This window comes from Paenibacillus ihbetae (genome assembly GCF_002741055.1).
GTDB classification, from domain to species: Bacteria; Bacillota; Bacilli; order Paenibacillales; family Paenibacillaceae; genus Paenibacillus_AQ; species Paenibacillus_AQ ihbetae.
Genome location: NZ_CP016809.1, coordinates 4,795,380 through 4,815,953, shown reverse-complemented (window position 1 = coordinate 4,815,953; position 20,574 = coordinate 4,795,380). Strand labels below are relative to the sequence as shown.

Genomic DNA, 20,574 nt, shown 5'->3' with positions numbered 1-20,574 from the left:
ATGTTTTATATGGATCACTAAATTAAATGAACGATCTTTATCATTTAGAGACAGGAAGTGGTCCCGACTGAACAATTGTCCGGTATTGGATCGGAGTGACGCCTTCGAGCTTCTTGAATTTTCTGATAAAATTCGTAGGGTCGACATAACCAACTTCCTGTACAATATCCCCTAATGTCTTGTCCGAATGAATCAGGAGGTCTTTCGCTTTCTCCATCCGAACCTGGTCGATATAGTGCTTCAAGGATTGTCCCGTTTGATTTTTAAAGTACCTTGTCAAATATGAAGCGGAAAAACCGAATTCATCGGCAATGGACTCCAGACCAATCGACGGATCCGTGTAATGCTCGTGCACGAAGACCCGAAGCTGCTCCAGCAGGCCGCGGTTTTTACTGTCCTTTTGACTTGCCACGTAATTGCATATTTGTTGACAATAGTCGATCATTAAGCGCTCGAGCTCGGAGAAGGTTTCGAAGCGCGAGGCAAACATTTGCTCCACGGTCAGATCGGCGTTATCAAGCGGAATATTCATCTCCACAGATGTTTTAATGACTGTATTGATCATATCAAAACAAATATATTCGACTTGCTCAATCGAGATCGGCTGCGCGGCAACGCTGCTCATCATATGACACAGTACGCTTTCGGCCTCTTCGCCGTTACCTTGCTTGATCGCCATGACGAGCTGCTTCTCCATCTCAAGCGGATACCAAATGGTATTTTCCTTCGACTGCTTGATCTCGTGATACGCAATCACCTTGCCCGCACCTTTAACCAGCTTGTGCCGCAGCGCATAATCGGCCTGGGCGAAGGATTTATGGATCATCGCGATATCGTCGTGAACTCCCCCCACTCCGACGGTCACTGTGAGACTGTAATACTGACGAAACAGACTGGTTGCCTTCTCGGCTAAGCTTACTAGCGGCTTCAGCAGATCTTCCCGCCCCGCCCTCATATTAAGCACTAGCGCGACCCCGCGCCCTTGAAGAAACTCTACGCCGTATCCGCGGCCAACTTCATCCGCCAAATCCTCCAACATCTTCACCAAGCTGTATCGGATAACGTCCTGCATCGATGAGGTATGAGTCAGGGTGAACGCTTGTATATCATCGATCCGGAACAACAGTACCGCATAATAAGGTTTGTCGAATTGCAGCGATGCGTGCCCTAAGGTTTCCGGAATTAGATGACCGTCCAGTTTTCCGTCTAACAATGCTAAAATATACCGTTCCTTTAATAATGCGGCCTGACTCTTCAGTTCCAGCGATAAGCTCTCATTCTCCTTGGCAATCTCGCCGAAAGCCTCCGATATGATCTTTAGCTCGTCCCGGTCCGACGGTGTCTTAAAAATTCCCCGTTCATTAACGATAATCGCAAGCTTGCGGATCGGCCGGTAATTCCGAATCGAAAACACAATCGCCATGATGATGCCGATCAGCAAAACAGCCGTAACTGCGAAATTAAATATGGTTCTTGTTTCGTTCACTTTACTCAGCAGCTGCCCCTGATCTAATACGGCAATATAAGACCACCCTGTGGTTTCGGATGTAATAGGCAGCACGGAATACGGCTTGCCCTCAACAGTAACGGTGTCTTTCATCGCTTCTTGGCTTGCTTGCTTCACTGCTTCGAACACCGCGGCCATTTTGTTCTCGGAATCGTGATTGGAAACGCTCATGACCGGCGAATCCTGATCGTCGAGAATATAAATAAACCCGCTGTATCCGTTCAAGGAGCTCCGGATCATCTTTCGAAGCTCCTGTTCTTTTATCACAAAGAGGATAAGTCCGTATTTCTCCGGCAGCGGATGAACATACAACAATCTCCCCTTGTCATCCAGGCGTTTGTTTATTCCTTTTGTTATAGGAGATATGTCGTCCGACGTTAAATAATTTTGCAATTTGTACGTTCCGCTGGAAGCATAAAGAAGCTGCTGTTCGTTTCTTTCATAATAAATCGCCACATCTTGTATAAATCCGTTCGATGAACGATATTTCCTTAATTCATTGACCGCTGAGTACATCCCGTACCCATCTTGGGAGATCATGAATGGTGTCAATGCTGGATTCAGCGTGATTTGCAATGCCGTAAGATCCATTTCTTTGACCCTGGTATCCACGATTTCTTTAATTTGCCGCAGTTGGGTTGTCGTTGATTGTTCAGCTGCATTCTGAATAACGGAAATGAAGGATCCGTATACGACGGAGCTAATGATAAACAGCAGCACGACAACGATCAATACGTAAGAAAACAGATAGTGATAGAACCGCTTCGAATGCTTAAGCCCGTGACCGATTTCCTTGCACCAAGACTTCATCCATGATCTCACTAAGATATTTCCCTCCTAGGCGGCTCAGCTGTAATGTACCTTTATTATCGCGTGAGGCTGTCAGCAAGTCTATAAACTCACAACAAATTTACAATAAATTTACACACATTGTCATGTTCAACCTTTTAACGAGCCTACCAGCACACCCTTCACAAAGTATTTCTGCAGGAATGGATATAGCAATAACACAGGCAGGTTCGCAATGATCACAACGGCGTATTTGATCGACTCCGCTTCCATGATCCGCCGTGCCATCCCGGTTGTGTCCCCGGATTCCATCATGCTCGCCATCTGACCTTGAATCAGAATTTCCCTCAAAATAAGCTGCAGCGGGTATAAGTCCCTGTCTGTTAAGTAGATCAGTGCATTGAAGAATGCGTTCCAATGTCCAACTGCATAGAACAAAACCATGACGGCCAGTATCGGCTTGGATAACGGCAGCACAATTCTCAATAAAATTTTGATATCCGAACACCCGTCAATTTGAGCCGCTTCCTGAATTTCATAGGGAAGGCTCTGCTGGAAAAATGTCCGCATGATGATGATATTCCATACCGACACTGCGTTTGGGATAACCAAGGCCCATATCGTGTTGAGCATGCCCAGATCCTTAACGAGCAAATAGGTTGGAATCATTCCGCCGCTGAAGAACATTGTAAATACGATAAAGGCCATCAGGGCGTTTCTGCCTCTATAGTCCCTTCGCGACATCGGATAAGCGGCCATAACGGTAAGAACAAGATTGATCGCCGTACCTATTGCTGTATAAAGAACCGTATTCCCATAGCTTCTCAGCAACTCGCCGTTCTGCAGCACAATTTTATATCCGGCCAAAGTAAAGTCTCTCGGCCATAACCATACCTTTCCCGTTAACACGGCAGCCGTATCGCTGATCGAAGCAATCAAAACAAACCACAACGGATAAAGGACAGCTATTAATACCAGCGTGAGGAGGACGGCATTGACGATGACAAAACATTTATCCCCAAACGATTCTCTTTCCATGTTCGATTCCTCCCTTACCATAGGCTGGTCTTCCCGATCTTTTTGGCCGCATAATTCACAAGTACGAGAAGCACACAATTAATAACGGCGTTAAACAGGTCGACGGCTACCGAAAAACTGTACTGGGCGTCCAGAATACCGCTTCGGTATACGTATGTGGAGATGACGTCGGAGGCTTCCAAATTCAAGTCGTTCTGCATCAGCAGGATTTTCTCATAACCGACTGCCATAATATTGCCGACATTCAGGATTAACAGGATGACGATCGTCGGGGCGATGCCGGGCAGATTCACGTGCCAAATTCTTTGAAGGCGGGATGCCCCGTCCACTCGTGCGGCCTCGTGCAGAGCCGGGTCTATGCCGGCAAGGGCGGCGATATAAATAATAGAGCTCCAACCCATTTGCTGCCATACACCGGATAGGACATAGATCGACTTGAACCATACCGGCTCCATCATGAACGAAATGGGTTCACCCCCAAACCAAGTTATAACGCGGTTGATCATTCCATCTACAGGGTGTAGAAAGATGAAGATCATCCCAACCGTCACCACAATCGATAAGAAATGAGGAGCGTAGGTAACGGTCTGCACGGTCTTCTTGAATTTGCTATTCCGTACTTCATTAATCATTAACGCTAATATAATCGGAACCGGAAAGCCGACAACAAGCTCGTACAATCCGATTTCGAGCGTATTCCGTATCAATCGTTCGAAATAATAGCTATTAAAAAAACGTTCAAAATGATCAAATCCGACCCAAGGACTGTCCCAAATGCCACGATTGGCTATAAACTCCTTAAAGGCGATTTGCACCCCGTACATCGGGCCGTATTTAAAAATGATGAAATACGCTATAACCGGTAACGTGAGGGCGTATAACTGCCAATTTCTCCAAGCCGACTTTCTCCAATATTTCGATACAAACATCGCTTGCAGCCCCCTGCATCATCGTGATAAAACCAGTTCCCATGGAAATCCGCTGTTTTCCATGGGAACTGGAATGATAGAGATTAGAGATCAAAATCTTACCGTGTTCTTATCCGTTCTTGTATCTCTCATAAGCCGCCTGGTAAATTTCCATATATTCGGCCAGGCCCATCTTCTCAATCGTCTCCACATACGTTTCCCATTCACTGAACGGCACGTCGCCGGTGATGAACTTGGCTTGCATCTCACGAATATACGTGGAAATATCGGAATCGATCGCAGCCATTCTTGTATTTTCCTCCGTCGTGTAGCTGAACGGCGGCCACGTTTCTTCCGGTACATAGGGTTCCAGCAGTTTTGCAGCTTCTACGGATAACGGCAAGCTTTCACCGCCGCGGAAGTACTTTTGTGACACGATCCCTGGCATTCCCCCGCCCGGCCAGACAAGATATTGAGCGATCGCCTGGTCGAAGGACAGGCCTTTCGGATTTTTCACGATTTCGTCCAGAAATTCCGTCGTACCGTCAGCATTCCTTTTGAAAGTTACCCCTTCAAAGCCCATAAAGAACATTTCCGTGCCTTCGTCACTGAAGAAATAATCGATCCAGCGCATCGTCGCTTCCGGATGCTTATTGGCATTCGTGATGACAAAGTGTCCTAGTCCTGTAAGCGGCGAATTGCTGACTACCAGCTTATCGCCATGCGGCCCTGCCAAAACGGGGGCGCCGGTGAAATTCTCTATGTTCGCCCAGGATTCCGGATCCCAAGAGTTGTAAACGCCGTACACATCCTCACCCAACCGTGCAAGCAGCTCCGAAGAATTCACAGTAAAGATGTCCGGGTCGATTAATTCCTCGCTGTACAGTTTGTGAATATACTCCAGCATTTCCTTGTACTTCGTGTCGGTCGGGAAAAATCTCAATTCATCGGTTTCCGGATTTACATCCACATAAGCGTGCCGGGATCCGCGGTTTTGAAGACCCCAAGCGCCGTATAAATATTTGGTTAACCGGCCGATTCCGTCGGCTCCGAATGGAATCTCGTCCGCTTTGCCGTTCCCGTTCGGGTCTCCTTCTTTTATCGCTTTCAAGTAGTCATAGAACTCATCCGTCGTTTCCGGGAGCTTCAGATCGAGGGTCTCCGCCCATTTCGTATTGATCCATTGCTTCGGATTGATGAGAACCGACGTGAATGCAGGGTCGTACACTCGCGGGATCGAATAGATGTTGCCGTCCGGCATCGTTAACCCTTTCCGTATGTCGGGATTTTCATCCAGAAGCTTCTTGATGTTAGGTGCATAGTTGTCGATCAAATCGTTCAGCGGGATAAACATTCCCTGCTGTCCGTACTTCATAACGTCTCCGTCCGGAATGCCCGCTGCATAAAATACGTCCGGCAGCTCGCCCGATGCCAATATAATATTGCGTTGTTCATTCAATACGGAGGTGCTGATCATTTGCCACTCAACGTCAATGCCCGTCTTCTTCTCATATTCATTGAACAGCATCACATCGTTCCAATCCGGATGAGATCCGGCCGGCAATCCTGCGACGATATCCAGCTTAACGGGTTCATTCACGATCGGGAATCCGGATGCGTTCACTAATGACGCCTCAGCAGAAGGCTGCTCCCCTTGTTCATTGGATGTATTGGCTGGCGCCTCAGGCTCGGCATTATTACTGCCGGAGCTGCACGCCGTAACAAATAATAGAACCATGATGACGGTAAGAAGCAGGGGGCGTTTTCTCGTTCTTTTCAACATTCTCATCTCCTATGATTTCATGGTTGAAAGCGGACTTTGATTTCAGCAGCCGAGGCAGCATTACCGCTGCCCTGTGTCGCTTCCAGCTTTATAAAACGTACGCCTCCGGCACTGAAATCCGCCTTTTTCGGGGAATAATCGTGCTCCCAAACCCCGTCCGCTATTTTCATAAAGGATTCGCCGTCACTGCTGACATAAATGTTGTATCCCGTAACGATTCCATCCGGCTTGAAATCGGTGCGGGTTTGGTAGTCCAGCCCCGTGACATTATAAACATCTCCTAAATCCAATAGAATGGATTGCGGAAGCGGTTCTTGCGGCGCCCACTCTGTATGCCACATGGTATCCCGGTTCCCGTCGATCGCCTTGGACGCTTCATACCCGGCATGTTCGCTTGTAGAGGTTGCCGTCATTTGGAATCGCGGAACAACATGCTCTACCTGCGGCGGTCCGCCCGGAAGACGGTTTCTATTACGGATCATAAGATCTGTAACGACAGCCGCATGGTCGGAATAGAAAGGAACGGCGCGGTTTTGATGCTCCGGAAGCATTTCATCCACGGTGTAGGAATCAAGCACTCGAATTTCTTGTCCTTTCGTCCAAATATAATCGATTCTTCCCGGAGCCATCCCGAAACCATGGTACGGGCTCCATGTGCTGCCAGGATCGCGAGCTGCATCAGGGTTAGCCCAACGGTAAGTATCGATAAAGCCTTCCTCCTGGATGAGCGTTGTGACGGGCCATTGAAGGACGAGGCCTGCATGACCCGGCGCGTCTGCAAACCGACTGCTCCAATCCTCCGCTGACATCGTATTAAAATCACCTGCCATAATGATAGGCGAAGAATCACCAGTTAATAATCGGGGATAATTCTCGTAAAGGATTTTTCGAATCATTTGCATGCGGCGAGGCTGCAAGTCGGTCGCTACAATCTCGGCATTGGTGTATGTTCGAGGAATCCCGTATGTAATTTCGCCGACCGTTTGGTTTACGGCATCCCAAGCCCAGCCGTCATGATATAACCATGTATTGAACAGATTGACCTCTTGGCCGTCAGGTAACTGGATCTTAACCCCGCCGAAGTGGAAGCCGCTCATCAATCCGGCATGCGAAATGATCGGATATTGTTTCATAACGGGATAGCGCGTAAATATCCATAAATTATCGTCATTTGGCTGATGTGCCGCTTGGTTCGTTACTTTGATTCCGCTGTATCGAAGATCTTCTGGCAATCCCTCGTTGATTCCCTCCAAGATCTTTTCTCCTGACGCATAGGTTTCGATCGTGAATAAAACATCAGGATTTTCGTGGCGGATGACCTCGATAATTTGCTCCACGTTCTCCTGGCCGCCCGCCGAACGACCGCCGCCCCAAATGTTCCATTCCATGACGCGCACCCGCGTACCCAAAGCACCTTCGGTATATTCATGGTTTACAGCAATTTGGAGTTCACCTTGCGGCACATCGAATTCAGAGGAAACAACCTCCGCTTCGCCTTCCGGATATAAAACCTTTCGTGCGATCACTCCTTCTTCCCCGCTGACTGTAATTTGCACCTCGTTCCCGAGTCCGGCATGGCCGCCGGAACCTGCCCACACCTTGCATTCCTGTCCTGCGGCATGATGCGTTACCGTATGCAAATCGTTTCCTTCTATTGAAAGACGAGCCCGAGCTGCGGTTCCTTCTTCACACCGAAGCTCTAGTTGAAATTGAGTCCGGCGAGGAACGGAATCTCCTACGGCATAAACCGAAAAGGTTACGGTGTCATTCTTAACCCCTCCCTTAAACGGCTCTGAAGCGGCTTCAATCCTGCTTAAAGGAAAAAAAGCAACCAGCAGAACGAAACAAAGTGCCGCAGCGACTTCCTTCCTTACACGCATCATGGATATAGAGATCCTTTTCAGATGAATATCCTCCTTTCCAAATTGAGCTGTTTATCGTTCGGAAGCAAGCCAGAATTTGTCCCTCGCCTCCTCCCTGATGAGACTACCATCCCCGCTTTTTAACGTCTATCGGCATTCCGGACGCACATCTGCATTTTTGAACAAAGATACGTCTACGCTTGTAGTTATTGGGGATTTAATCCGGCCAGCCCGTATTCCAACCGGATTGAACGCGATCACCGGCAAGCTTCCCATGGAGTTGTTCTGCTTCGCGCTGGTCTCGCTGGTCTCTCTGGTCCTCATCGGCCTGAACGAGCTCAAGTCGTACATCGAGCGCGAAGGCAAAGGACATTCGGTCTTTCGATTTGAAATTTATATCCATTAATGGCCAGTCCGCAATAATCGAGATCGGTGCCGCCATAAAGCACAAAACGCAAGTTCCCGGCTAACTCGCCTCGGAACTTGCGCTTTGTTTCATAGAGTCGGTGATGCTTATCCATCTATCGCAGCTCATTGCATTACATAGCATCGAGAATATACTTTTGCGGGATGACCGCCTAGTAAGCCTTAGTTCAGAATCGCATTTCCGCTGCCTTCCCCCGTAATAATCAGCTCGGCCTTGGCGAGCTCCTGCGAACAACCGCCGATCCCGATTGTCACACGGCATGGCTCGACCGCAAACGACATCTCCCGGTTCCAGAAAGCCAGTTCCTCCCTGCCCAAGCTGAAGGTAACGTCCCGCTCCTCGCCGGGTGCCAGCTCCAGCTTTCGAAACGCCTTCAGCTCGGCAATGCGGCGGGTAATGCCCGATTCACGGGCCGAGATATACAGCTGAACGGTTTCTGCTCCGGGGCGACGGCCCGTGTTGGCGAGCCGGACCGTCACGGCGACTTTCCTGCCCTCCTGCAGCTCGAAAACCGAGATTTCACCCCGCGAGAGCCGAACGTCCCCGTACCGGAATTCCGTATAGCTTAGCCCGTAACCGAATGGATACAGCGGGGCGGACGGCATATCCACGTACACTCTCGGCCGCCCGGGATCCTTCTGGTTGTAATACACCGGCAGCTGTGCGGCGGAACGCGGAATCGATACGGGCAGTTTGCCGCTCGGGCTCGCCTTGCCGAACAGCAGCTCGCCGATGGCGGCGCCCCCTTCCGGCCCCGGATACCAAGCGCACAGCACGGCCTCGCAGTGCTCGACCACGCCGGCGAGCGCATGCGGACGCCCTTGGATGAGTACCAGGGCGACCGGCGTTCCCGTCGCAGCCACTTCCTCCAGCAGCCTCTGCTGCTGGCCGCCCAGCGAAAGATCGGCCAGGTCAACGCCCTCCCCGCAGTCCATCTCGGAAGGATTGCTCGTTTCGCCTTCGGGGACGATGGCCTCGCCATTGCTGTCGAACATCCCGTCAAAGCGGCGGGCGCTGCTGCCGCCCAGCACGAACACGCAGACGTCCGCCCCCTTCGCCGCCTCCACGGCCTCGGCCAAGCCCTCCTCGGACATATCGCGAATGCCGCAGCCCTTAGCGTAGACGATGTCCGCGTTTGCAGGGGCAGCCATGCGCATGCCCTGCAGCACTGTAATCCCGGTGCCTTCGCGTTGAACGCTCGTATAATCGCCGAGCTGATTGTAGAGCTGATCGGCGTTGGGGCCGATCACCGCGATGCGGCGGCGCTCCTCGCCCAAAGGCAGCAGGCAGCCTTCGTTCTTCAGCAGCACGGCGGATTCCCTGGCCACCTGCCGGTTCAACTCGCGGAATTCGGAACGGCCGACAATGGAGATCGGGCCGCTCTCGCTGACATATGGATTGTCGAACAGTCCCAGCCTGAACTTCAGACGAAGCACCCTACGCACCGCCCGGTCGATGTCCGCTTCCCGAACGAGCCCCTGCCGTACTGCGCCCTCCAGCGTCGAGAATGCCGTATCCCATAGGCTGAGATCCACGCCCGAGTCCAGGGCGAGCGCTGCGGCGGACTCGTAGCTGCCCGTCAGCGCCAGAAGCCGGTCGATTGCGACGCCGTCGGCCATGACGATGCCGTCAAAGCCCCACTCCTCGCGAAGGATGCCGGTTAACAGCCGCTTATTCGCATGGCAGGGCACGCCGTCGATCTCGTTGTACGCCGCCATGAAACCGGCGGCGCCGGCCGCCTTCCCGGCCATGGCGGCGGGAAGGTGGATCTCGCGCAGCTCGCGCTCCCCGATCGGAGCCGGTCCCGCATTGCGCCCGCCCTGCGCGGTGCCTTGGGCGCATAGATGCTTGAGCACGACCGCGACTTTATCCGGCCCGGCCATCTCCTCCGGCTTCTCGCCCTGCATGCCCCGCACGGCCGCTTCCGTAAACCGGGCGGCCAAGTACGGATCCTCGCCGTAGCATTCCTCGGACCGGCCCCAGCGCGGATCGTGGAGGATGTCGAGCGCCGACACGAGGCCGACGTGCGCGCCGCGGCTGCGGATCTCGGCGGCCGCCAAACCATAAGCCCGCTGAAGCAGCGCCGGGTTCCAGGTAGCGCCCGCGGCGAGATTGACCGGAAGCAGCGTCCCATCGAGCGCCTGATGCCCATGCGGACACTCCTCCGTCAGCAGCACCGGAATGCCGAGCCGGGTATGCTCCATCACGTACCGCTGGACCATATTAGCCGCTTTCGCGCTCTCCGCCGCCGTAATGCCGTTGCCGTAGTGGACACCGGACCACGGATCGCTGCGGAACAGCCCGTAAAGCGCGCCCATGCCGCCGCCCCAGGCCACCTCGGCCTTGAGCTCTTCGGTCAGATGGAACCCATCGTCCTTTTTAACATAGGCGTTCCACCCATACATTCGCTGGTTCAGCTGCCCTACCTTCTCCGTCAACGTCATTCTTCCGAGCAAATCCTCGATTCGCTCTTCCAACGGCGCTCGGGCAGACTTATATTTTTCCATCTTTTCATTCCCCCGCTTCATCGATGTGGGCTTCGGCCCTTAATGCACCCCGCCGCCCGCGTCCCTCGCGGCGCTGAGTCCGCGGTACTCCTTCGGCGTCATTCCGGTGTACGTTTTGAATACGGATACAAAATATTTGTATTCCTTATACCCTACTTTGTCCGCGATTTCAAACACTTTGTCATGCGTCGTGGCCAAGAGCTCTTTCGCATGCTCCATCCGCATTTCGTTCATATATTCCGTAAAGCCCTTTCCCGTGCTCTGCTTAAAAATATAGCTGAAGTAACTGGGCGTTATTTTCAGCCAAGACGCCACTTCGGAGGCCTTTAAATCGGCTCGGTAATGCTCGTTCATATACTTTTTCGCCTTTTCGATGATCCAGTACGATTTATCCATGCCGGACCGCTCGATAAACTTCAGCCATTCCCGCATATGTCCCTGCACGAGACGCTCCAATGAGCCATAAGAGTTGAAGTGGTTCATATCCGGGCTTGCCAGATGGACATCGTCTAGCCCGGTCTGGCCGCTTCTCCGCATTCGCTGCCTTAACAACACGGCCAATTCTTCATATGCGATCCACAGTTCCTCCGGCAAAAACCGCTTTTCCCGGAAAAACGCGAACATTTCCGCAACGAGCGCGTCCAGCTCGTTATGATCCCGCTTGAGCATTGCCGCCATCAGATTCCGTGCCGCACCCTCCGCATCGAAGTCGGCTGTGGCTGTACCCAGGCCGCGCCCGGCCGTGCGCGGGTAATCCGGAAGCAGCACCGTCTTATTCTCCAGCAAATGATAAGGCAGCAGGCGGCTAGCCTCCGCGCACCGCTCGGCCGTCTCGGTCAAATCGCCGTAGTGCCCGGAAGCTCCGCAGCATATCCCGGCCCTCTGCAGCACGGGCTCGGCCGCCTCCAACAGGCGGTCCCAGGCAGCTAGATCCATTCGGACCTCGGATACGATCAGTGTATACAACAGATTTTCGTGGTCAAATACAGAAATCAAGCGGAGAAAAGGACTCCGCAGCTCCGCATGCAGCCGATCCACCCAATCGTCCTGAATTTCGTCGTAATGTTCCGGAGGCTGCTCACCGAACCGTTCCATAAACCGAACCATCTGGGTTGCCAGCACGCGAAATTCCGCTCCATGCAGAGACGGCGGGGCTTCTTTGAGGTAAGCAGTCCCTTGACGCGCCATATTCGACAGCCATAATTTCGCTTCCTGGATGCCCCCGTCTCTTTCCCGGCCCCGAACGCCTTCGACAATGGCCTTGACGACTTCCGTCAATTCATCGATATCGACCGGCTTCAGCAGGTAGTCGCTAACGCCCAGACGAATCGCCTGACGCGCGTATTCGAAATCCTCGTAGCCGCTGATCATGACGATGCGGACATTCGGAAACCGCTCCTTCAAGCGCTCCGCCAGCTCAAGTCCGTCCATCCCCTCCATGCGGATGTCGGACAAGACGACATTCACGTCTCGCTCCTCGACGAGCCGCAGTGCCTCCGCCCCGTCATAGGCTACGTCCACGACCCGGACGCCAAGACGCTCCCAATCGATCGTGCGCCGCAATCCTTCGCAGATGACCGGCTCGTCGTCCACGATCAGCATATTGACAAGCTTGCCCCTAACCGTCCATTGATTGTCCATGCTTATCACCGCCTTGATCTTGAATATGTCCCCCAGGAAGCCTCAGCCTGACCCAGGTGCCTTTTGAAGAAGTGCTGACCAACTCGAGCCCATAGCCGGGTCCGAAAAAGATCGAGATCCGCTCATGAATATTGGACATCGCTCCCTGCCGGCCCCCTTCCCTGGCCCTCCCCTGAAGCGATGCCATCACCTCTTGGCGGCGCACTGCCGGCATTCCCTTGCCGTTGTCGATCACGTCGATCACGATTTCATCGGCGACCCGGGAAGCGTTCACGAGGATGTCATTCATCGGTTTGCCCCGGTCATACCCGTGCTTGAGGAAATTTTCCACCAGCGGCTGGATGGTCGCTTTCAGCATTGGCGTATCCTCCAGGCCTTCTTCCATCGATAACGTATAGGTCAGCTTGTCACCAAGTCGTCGCTGCTGCAGATACAGATACGATTGAACGAATTCCATCTCCCGGCGCAGCGTCGTCCGGTAGCTGCCGTTATTAACGCTGGCGCGGAAGAACTTGGACAGCATTTCGATCAGCTGGCTCGATTTTTCCGCATGCTCTAATCTAGCCGTCCAACGGATCATGTCCAGCGTGTTGTAGAGAAAATGCGGATCCATCTGGTTCTGCATCAGCTTCAGCTCGGACTCGCGCTCCCGGAGCTCCAGCTTGTACTTATGCTCGATCAATTGCTGGATGGTGGATACCATTTCGTTGAACGTCCGGTTCAGCTCCGCGATTTCATCCCGGGATTGGATCGGGACGCGAGCGTTGAAGTCCCCGTAGGCGACTCGGCTCGCCTCCTTCTTCAGCCGCAATATCGGAGTGATGATCGTATAATGAAAGCCGATCAGCGCCGTCAAACCGAGCAGCAAAATCGCGGCGAGTATGAACAGCATCAGCATTTTGACGCCGCGGAACTCCTCCGCCACGGTAGCCTCGGGAATCAAAGCCACGACGTTCCAGCCCGTGCTTTCGATCGGCTTGTACAAGGTTAAATAGCGTTTGCCTTCAACCGGATAATGAAAGAAGCCTTCCCTTCCGGAGGAAAGCTTGCTCACCAGCGTCTCGTCGGGCGCAAATTCTTCGCTCAATCCGCCGCGAGAGCCGAGTACGATCTGACCCTGCTCCCCAACGATGAACACGCTTCCCTGACCCTCCTCGAATATCCCCTTCTCGAGCAGATTGACGATGCCGGCCTCGTCCATGCGGATAGTCAGCCTGCCTAACGGCTTCGTAATGTCATTGTACGAATTCAAAATCCGGAACATCGAGAGGAGGCGGGTGGGCCCGTACCAATCGCTGTTCAGGCTGTAACCCTCCGTCCAGACAATGCCCCCCTTGCGGGCCTCGGCCTGATGCACCCACATCGATTCATCCCCGCTGAACGGCTCGCCCATCTCGATGAAACTTCCGTTGTAGCCGGAAATTTCGATCGAGCGGATATAGCTCCGGGACATGAGCTGAAAGGTAAGGAATTCTTCGATGTTGCGCTTGAGATTGGCCTGCTGGCCGCTGCTTAGGGGAGGTGATGGCCTCAGGAAGGACCGCATATCCGGACTAAGGATGAGATAGTTGGCGATATCCTCCACCATTTTGGTTTGCTCTCCGAGCTGGCTCGCGACGTTATCCAAATTCCGTTTGGTAGAGTTCATGAATTGGTCCGTCAGGACCTGATTGAATTTATATTGAGCGACGACGCCGACGCCGAACGTAGGCAAAATGACGAAGAGAAGAAAAATCGCGAGCGCTTTCCGCTTCAAGCCGAAATTTCCCAGGTATTTTCCGTAACGGGTCTTCATGCTGTTCTCCCCTTCCATCCGCCTGCCCCCGCGTTAGCCTTTGACCGCGCCTGCCGTCATTCCGTTCACGAGCTGCTTCTGCAGCAGCAGATAGAAGATCAGGATCGGTATGAGCGCGATCGTCAGAGCCGCCATTTGAAGCGTAAGGCTCGCCGTTTCAATGCCGGCGAAATTGGCCAGCCCGAGCGGCAGCGTTTTAAGCTCCGTCGAAGTGATCAGGACCAGCGCAAACAGGTACTCGTTCCAATTATAAATAAAGTTCAGTATAATGACCGTCGCCAGGGCCGGCCGGGTAATCGGCAAAATAATCGACCAGAAGATGCGATACACGCCCGCGCCGTCCATGACGCCCGACTCTTCCAGATCTTTAGGGAATCCCCGCATAAAGCCCTCTAGAATAAACACGGTCAATGACAAGTGAAAAGCCGTATACGGCAAAATCAACGACCAGTACGTATCGAGCAATTGCAGCTTTTGCATAATCAAAAAGATCGGTATCAAGGTTGCATGGATCGGCACCAGCATCCCCAGCAAGAACAAGCTATAGGTCACGCCCCGCAGCTTGAACTGGAACCGGGAAAGGAAATATGCGGCAAGCGCCCCCAGAAGCACCGTAATGATCAGGGAAGCAAAGGTAATGATAATGCTGTTCAAAAAATAAACGTCCATGTTCGCAACTTCCCAAGCCTTGGCGTAGTTCGAAATCTGCAGCGTATGCGGCAGCGAAAACGGCGAGGAAGCGTATTCCTGCTCCTCCTTGAAGGAGTTGACCACCATCCAAAAGAGCGGGATTATATTCATAATAGCGAACAGGCCCAAAAATGTGTATGCGAATAACTGGAACAGGCCCGAATTTCTCTTCATGGCGTTTCCTCCTTTCGTTAAGCGTCCTTCTCGCGTCCGATCCGATTGATGAGCGTAATGACGATCAGGCTGAACAGCAGAACCAGGATGGATACCGCACTGCCGTAACCGTAACGCATGTTGATGAACGCGCTGTTGTACATGTAAATGGTCATGACTTCCGTCTGGTGCGCCGGGCCGCCGCCCGTCAGGATCTGAATGAGGTCGAAGACGCGGAACGAGTTGCTGATGCTGTATACCACGCCGACCATAATCGTTCCCCGGATCATCGGAATCGTAATCCGCAGCGTTCGCTTCAGGCCGGTGGCCCCGTCCAGCTCCGCAGCCTCGTTGACTTCATCCGGAATGTTCTGCAGTGCAGCCAGGAAGATCACCATATAAAGGCCGCAGTTCTGCCAAATATAGGCGATGCTGATCGACAGCATCGACCATGTCGAATCTCCCAGCCAATTCTGCTTCCAGCCGTCCAGCCCGATCATGCCGAGCAGGTTGTTCAGCATGCCGTATTCGGTGTTGTACACCATGCCCCAGATGAGGGAGACCATGACCGAGGAAATGACGACCGGCATGAATCCGATGGTTCGGAACAAACCGGACCCTTTCATGCCTCGGTTAAGCAGCAGGGCAAGCAGCAGGCCGAGCGGAATTTGTCCGATCAGGCCGGTCACCATGATGATGACGTTGTTTTTCACCGAAAGCCAAAACGTGTCGTCGCCTAAAATTTTTACGTAATTATCAAGCCCGGCGAAAGTCATCGAGCCGATCCCGTTCCAGTTCATCAGGGAATAATACAAGGACAACCCGATCGGAACGATGGCAATGCCCAGATAGATGATCAGCGCCGGAAACAAACCGAGGAATATGGCGAGTTTGGTTCCTCTTAGCGTTTGCATCAGGGTTCCTCCTTTGTTGCACCCCTGCCCAACCCCCGAAGAAGGAAGAAAACCCGTTGAAGCTCGGGTTTTCCACATCGTTTCGGATTTGGGCAACAAGGTGAATGATTGAATGGTACGTTACAGTTACTGCTATTGATTCATGTCGTCAAACGTTTCCTGCATTTCCTTCGCAACCTCTTCCGGCATCCCGTGGCCGACGGTCAGCGCCTGCAGCCCGTTCTGAAGCACATCAACCACTTGAGTCGGAATAACGCTGTCGAATACCGGGGCAGTGCCATTGCCTGTCAATTCCAGCATTTCTTTCAGATATGGGCTCGCATCCTCCGGCACCTCTACCTTCGCCGGGACGACGACGCCGCTGCTGATCAGTTCTTTGTACAAATCCTCGCTGACGAAAAACTTAAGAAACTCCTCAGCGGCTTCCCGTTTCTTCTCGTCCAGCCCGCTCTTGATCGCAATACCGTACTGAACGACGCCTGCGCTCTTGGACGGATCGCCTTTGCCGCCTTCCACGCTTGGGAACAGGGCAATGCCGAACTTGTCGCCTTCCTCGTTGTTGATGCGAACCCGGCCGTCAACCGTGGCGGACGAAATATGCATAGCAGCTTTGCCTTGGATGAAATAATCCTGCGCCTGCACCGAGTCCATGTTGTTGGCGTCGGTATTGAACGCATCCAGCTTGGTCAATTCGTCGATGACCGACAACGCCTTCACGAACTCCGGATCGGTAAACTTGGCCTTCTTCTCCAGGACGTTCGTTAAGAAATCACTGCCCGTAAAACGGTCGCCGATGATCGAAATATAGGACGATTGAAGCGGCCATTGTTCCTTGTTCCCGAGTGAAATCGGCGTAATGCCCGCCTCTTTCAGCTTTTTAACGGCATCGATGAATTTATCGTACGTATCGGGGAACTGATCATAGCCGACTTGTGCGAACATGTCCTTGTTGTAATAGATGATATCCACAAAGTTTTGCTTCGTTGGCACTGCGTACTGCTGCCCGTCCACATTGAACCCGGCCAGCGCCGATTCCGGCAGGATTGAGGACCAGTTGTCCATCAGACCGTTGATCGGCTGCAGCAAATTCCCCGCCACCAGCGGATCGAGGTCCGCTCCCGGCCAGACCACGTTAATATCCGGAAGATTGTTCCCTGCCGCAAGCGTACGCAGCTTGGTCTTGTATTGGGCGGCCGGCACGCCGTCTTGCTTGATCACGATGTTCGGATGCTGCTTCTCGAATTCGGCAATCCGGGCCTTGTACACTTCGTTGTCCACGTTAGGCGAAGTCCATGGATGCATCATATTTAGCGTGATTTGCTCTCCTTCGGCCCCGCTGGCGCTGCTTCCAGCGTTGTCCTTGCCGCAGGCGGCAGTGAAGAGTGTAATCATCGCGACCAGTCCAAGCAGCAGCATTCTTTTGCCTTTGATTGTTTTGTTCATAACCAGCCCTCTTTTCGTCATAATAAAAGTCTCTGAGATAATAAAATTAAATGGTGTATTTACGATCACAACGGGTTATCTTTCCTGTAAAAAATGACTGTATGCGGTTTCAAATTGCTATCATGATGAACCGCGGTATTCGCGGTCATCTCCTGATCAGCTTTGCGGTTCGTTCAATATATAATCGACCAGCTCGTCCAGCGGCACGGTCGCCAGTGCAATCGCCGTATCGGTCACACCATAGTAAATGTATAACAGACCGTCCTTCACCACATTGCCGGTCGGGAAAATAACGTTCGGAATCTGGTACCCGAATTTCTCGTAATACGTCTCCGGCTCCATGATGAAATTCCGGGTCCGGGCGATGACTTTTTCCGGATTGTCGAGGTCGAGCAGCATCGCCCCTACGCGATATACCACCTCGTCGTCCACGCCGTGATACAAGACGAGCCATCCGCGGTCCGTCTTAACCGGCGGCGTCGATCCGCCGATCTTTCGCGATTCCCAGGCCGGATTCTCCCCTTTGGCCAACAGTCTTGGCTCCTCCCAATGAATCAGATCATCGGAATACGTGATCCACATCGCCGCTTTGTCCGTGCCGTATTGATCCCCCACGTATTCTTCTGGCCGACGAAGCAGCACGTATTTGCCGTTGATTTTTTCAGGGAACAGGATGTTGTCCCGGTCATTGATGTCCAGCGGCGTCGTGTCGGTCAAAAACTCCCAATCGATCAGGTTTTTGGAGGTGAGGATCGAGGAACGGGTCAGCCAGTGGCCTTCCTGTTCGCCCCAACCGTCCGGATATTCCGGAATCGAACGCTCCGGGACGCCCCGTCCGGTCGGATAATAGCTCATGGCGCAAGGGCGCAGCGCGTAGTTCATATAAAAAGTGTCGTCAATCTTGACAATGCGCGGATCCTGCACGCTGCCGTACGGGAACCCGAGTTGGTCCGGCGTCACGATCGGCTCGTCTTTCACGTGCGTGAAATGCACGCCGTCTTCGCTTTCCAGCAATCCGAGGAAGTTTTTGCACGGCGTAAGCGAACCGGCTGTCCGCTCGATCATGTAAAACTTCCCGTCCTCGATAATGACGGCAGGATTAAATACGGTAACTTTCCGCCATTCGTATCCTCCCGGCACCACGATCGGATTTTCCGGATGTCTTTCAATCTTCATCTGTAGGCCTCCTCATGTAAATCCCTAAAACTTGGTAACCCTAATTTCGCTTGCGTTCCATTGCTTTTGAAGCGTCTTGATTCCTTTCTGCCCGGTCTCGATCGGGAGACGAATGTTGTGAATCCGCTTTATTTTTTCTCTTCGGAATCGCCGCTTGAGTTACAAGCAACCGCTTATAGGGCTATTATAGGCCGCTTTCGGACGGCATAATATCCTGTGAACTTTAGAAAACATCCGAATTATCGGGGCAATCTTGTAAACGCAAACATGATTCGAGTAGGACCGGCCAAACATTCGTGCTTGCATTTGTGGCAGTCACGTACTCACGTACGAGATAGAATTCCTCAAAACCGTGACCCTGTCACTCTGAGCTGCCGGTTCAACGACCGCCAGACGGACGCCTGAATTTGACCGCGCTCTGATCACTAATCTATAATTATATTGAACAATTGTTCATTATTTGGATCATTCATTAGGAGGGAGGTTATGGTTGTCCGGAAGCTGTTCATCAGAAATATCTACTATTCTTAACGTGGCTCAAGTAAGGAGGAAATGGTTGTTTATTGGCAGGAATGCAAGACATTGCGGATATTGGAGTCTGCTTGCCATTTAGAGTGGGGAGACAAAATCGACCTGTGAGAGGATGGTTACCATGGACAGATCGAAACAAAGCGTATCAGATCAAGCCGGATTCAGCTTTTTTGGCGGGGAGAACATTACTGACCCGTTCCCGTTATTCGCTCACCTTCGCGCTAGCGGTGCCGTGATTCCGATACCGAATCCGCTAGGCGGTTCCGGGGGAACGTGGATCGTTACTCAGATGGAGGAAGCCATCCAGGTGTTGAAGGATCACGCTCGCTTCACCGTGGATCCCAGCTCGCTCGACGGTCATCAAGACATTCGGAGAACGCTCGCCGAAACGGCGGAAGCATCCGCTCCCGCGACCTTTTTTACCGGCAAATCCATGTTATTCGTCGACGAGCCAGATCACAAGCGGCTGCGCGGCCTGGTTTCCAAAGCTTTCACGCCCAGATACATGGAAAGCTTGCGCCCCCGCGTTCAAGAAATTGCCGACGAGCTCCTCGACCAGGTACAAGCTCAAGGGCGGATGGACATCGTCAAGGATTATGCCTATCCGTTGCCGATCAATGTCATTTCTGAAATGCTGGGCGTACCGTTGGAAGACCGGGAGCAAATCCGCGTCTGGTCTGAGGCGCTCGCACGCGGCCTTGGCTATGAGAGGCAGGATCCGGCGGTCGTAGCCCATATGAGCGCCTTCGGCGAATATACCGCACGGCTTGTAGCGGATAAACGAAAGCGCCCGGCCGAGGATTTGATCAGCCAGCTGATCGCCATCGAAGAGGAAGGGGACCGCCTGAACGAGGATGAACTGATCTCGATGATAACCTTATTGATCTTTGCCGGCCACGAGACCACATCCAACCTGATCGCGACAGGGACCTTGATGCTCTTGGACCATCCACGGCAATGGGAGAAACTCCAAGCCGATCCCGGTCTCGTGCCGTCAGCCGTCGAGGAGCTGCTTCGCTTCAACGGACCTGCTACGGCCTCGGGACCGCGCTACGCCACCGAAGACGTTGAGCTTGGCGGACAGCGGATTAAGAAAGGGGATATCGTGATCCCCGTGTTGAAATCGGCCAATCGGGACGAGAGCAGGTTTACCGATCCGGAAGAACTCGATGTTGCGCGTCGGATCAAACGCCATCTCGCATTCGGGCATGGGATTCACATGTGCTTGGGGGCGCCGCTTGCCCGCGTGGAAGGAGATGTAGCGTTCGGCACGTTGGTCAAGCGCATGCCGAATCTGAAGCTCGCCATCCCAAGGGCGGATATCGCCTGGCACTTTACGCTCTCCTCGCAGAGCTTGGCTTCACTGCCGGTCACGTTCTAAAGGGCAGCGCATCCGCTCTCGGGCGCATA

14 protein-coding genes are annotated in these 20,574 nt (G+C 52.8%); 2 read left to right on the top strand and 12 right to left on the bottom strand.

The features are described 5' to 3' along the window. Window positions 1-40: 40 nt before the first annotated feature. From BBD41_RS21620 to BBD41_RS21600, 5 genes are all read right to left on the bottom strand, one after another. Window positions 41-2,329 (bottom strand): helix-turn-helix domain-containing protein, encoded by a 2,289-nt coding sequence (locus BBD41_RS21620; RefSeq protein ID WP_157929326.1) that lies wholly within the window; start codon window positions 2,327-2,329, stop codon window positions 41-43. 117 nt (window positions 2,330-2,446) lie between these two features. Then, window positions 2,447-3,334, bottom strand: a complete 888-nt coding sequence (locus BBD41_RS21615; protein WP_077569070.1) for a carbohydrate ABC transporter permease — start codon at window positions 3,332-3,334, stop codon at window positions 2,447-2,449. Window positions 3,335-3,348: 14 nt separating this feature from the next. Continuing rightward, entirely contained in the window at window positions 3,349-4,263 is a 915-nt protein-coding gene (locus BBD41_RS21610) for an ABC transporter permease (protein ID WP_077567682.1), read from the bottom strand. A 109-nt stretch (window positions 4,264-4,372) separates the two neighbouring features. Further along, entirely contained in the window at window positions 4,373-6,025 is a 1,653-nt protein-coding gene (locus BBD41_RS21605; protein ID WP_077567683.1) for an extracellular solute-binding protein, read from the bottom strand. Window positions 6,026-6,042: 17 nt separating this feature from the next. Beyond that, window positions 6,043-7,665, bottom strand: coding sequence for a discoidin domain-containing protein (locus BBD41_RS21600; protein ID WP_162292792.1), 1,623 nt, complete (start codon window positions 7,663-7,665; stop codon window positions 6,043-6,045). Window positions 7,666-8,065: 400 nt separating this feature from the next. On the opposite strand from BBD41_RS21600, the gene BBD41_RS21595 reads away from it, so the two are divergent. Beyond that, window positions 8,066-8,293, top strand: a complete 228-nt coding sequence (locus BBD41_RS21595) for a hypothetical protein (RefSeq protein WP_157929325.1) — start codon at window positions 8,066-8,068, stop codon at window positions 8,291-8,293. A 182-nt stretch (window positions 8,294-8,475) separates the two neighbouring features. On the opposite strand, the gene BBD41_RS21590 is transcribed toward BBD41_RS21595, so the two are convergent. The 7 genes from BBD41_RS21590 to BBD41_RS21560 form a co-directional block, all read right to left on the bottom strand. Further along, window positions 8,476-10,821, bottom strand: a complete 2,346-nt coding sequence (locus BBD41_RS21590; RefSeq protein WP_099478685.1) for a glycoside hydrolase family 3 N-terminal domain-containing protein — start codon at window positions 10,819-10,821, stop codon at window positions 8,476-8,478. 39 nt (window positions 10,822-10,860) lie between these two features. Next, complete coding sequence (locus tag BBD41_RS21585) at window positions 10,861-12,462, bottom strand: response regulator transcription factor (RefSeq protein ID WP_099478684.1); 1,602 nt, start codon at window positions 12,460-12,462, stop codon at window positions 10,861-10,863. Then, window positions 12,440-14,257 (bottom strand): cache domain-containing sensor histidine kinase, encoded by a 1,818-nt coding sequence (locus BBD41_RS21580; RefSeq protein ID WP_099480730.1) that lies wholly within the window; start codon window positions 14,255-14,257, stop codon window positions 12,440-12,442. Before BBD41_RS21580 ends, BBD41_RS21585 begins: the two co-directional genes overlap by 23 nt. A 33-nt stretch (window positions 14,258-14,290) precedes the next feature. Next, window positions 14,291-15,121, bottom strand: coding sequence for a carbohydrate ABC transporter permease (locus BBD41_RS21575; protein WP_077567687.1), 831 nt, complete (start codon window positions 15,119-15,121; stop codon window positions 14,291-14,293). 17 nt (window positions 15,122-15,138) lie between these two features. Next, window positions 15,139-16,014, bottom strand: coding sequence for a carbohydrate ABC transporter permease (locus BBD41_RS21570; RefSeq protein WP_077567688.1), 876 nt, complete (start codon window positions 16,012-16,014; stop codon window positions 15,139-15,141). 132 nt (window positions 16,015-16,146) lie between these two features. Next, on the bottom strand, window positions 16,147-17,457 hold the full coding sequence (locus tag BBD41_RS21565) for an extracellular solute-binding protein (protein ID WP_077567689.1): 1,311 nt from the start codon (window positions 17,455-17,457) through the stop codon (window positions 16,147-16,149). Between the two features lie 156 nt (window positions 17,458-17,613). Beyond that, on the bottom strand, window positions 17,614-18,633 hold the full coding sequence (locus BBD41_RS21560; RefSeq protein WP_007127476.1) for a glycoside hydrolase family 130 protein: 1,020 nt from the start codon (window positions 18,631-18,633) through the stop codon (window positions 17,614-17,616). Window positions 18,634-19,285: 652 nt separating this feature from the next. Between BBD41_RS21560 and BBD41_RS21555 the strand changes: the two genes are divergently transcribed. Continuing rightward, the gene (locus BBD41_RS21555) at window positions 19,286-20,545 is read left to right on the top strand and encodes a cytochrome P450 family protein (RefSeq protein ID WP_099478683.1); all 1,260 of its coding nucleotides are present in this window, start codon (window positions 19,286-19,288) and stop codon (window positions 20,543-20,545) included. Window positions 20,546-20,574 lie beyond the last annotated feature (29 nt).

Bases quoted from the DNA above. Each gene is read 5' to 3' on its own strand.
- BBD41_RS21615 (WP_077569070.1), bottom strand. From the start codon at position 3,334: ATGGAAAGAGAATCGTTTGGGGATAAATGTTTTGTCATCGTCAATGCC.
- BBD41_RS21610 (WP_077567682.1), bottom strand. From the start codon at position 4,263: ATGTTTGTATCGAAATATTGGAGAAAGTCGGCTTGGAGAAATTGGCAG.
- BBD41_RS21605 (WP_077567683.1), bottom strand. From the start codon at position 6,025: ATGTTGAAAAGAACGAGAAAACGCCCCCTGCTTCTTACCGTCATCATG.
- BBD41_RS21590 (WP_099478685.1), bottom strand. From the start codon at position 10,821: ATGGAAAAATATAAGTCTGCCCGAGCGCCGTTGGAAGAGCGAATCGAG.
- BBD41_RS21585 (WP_099478684.1), bottom strand. From the start codon at position 12,462: ATGGACAATCAATGGACGGTTAGGGGCAAGCTTGTCAATATGCTGATC.
- BBD41_RS21580 (WP_099480730.1), bottom strand. From the start codon at position 14,257: ATGAAGACCCGTTACGGAAAATACCTGGGAAATTTCGGCTTGAAGCGG.
- BBD41_RS21575 (WP_077567687.1), bottom strand. From the start codon at position 15,121: ATGAAGAGAAATTCGGGCCTGTTCCAGTTATTCGCATACACATTTTTG.
- BBD41_RS21570 (WP_077567688.1), bottom strand. From the start codon at position 16,014: ATGCAAACGCTAAGAGGAACCAAACTCGCCATATTCCTCGGTTTGTTT.
- BBD41_RS21565 (WP_077567689.1), bottom strand. From the start codon at position 17,457: ATGAACAAAACAATCAAAGGCAAAAGAATGCTGCTGCTTGGACTGGTC.
- BBD41_RS21560 (WP_007127476.1), bottom strand. From the start codon at position 18,633: ATGAAGATTGAAAGACATCCGGAAAATCCGATCGTGGTGCCGGGAGGA.
- BBD41_RS21555 (WP_099478683.1), top strand. From the start codon at position 19,286: ATGGACAGATCGAAACAAAGCGTATCAGATCAAGCCGGATTCAGCTTT.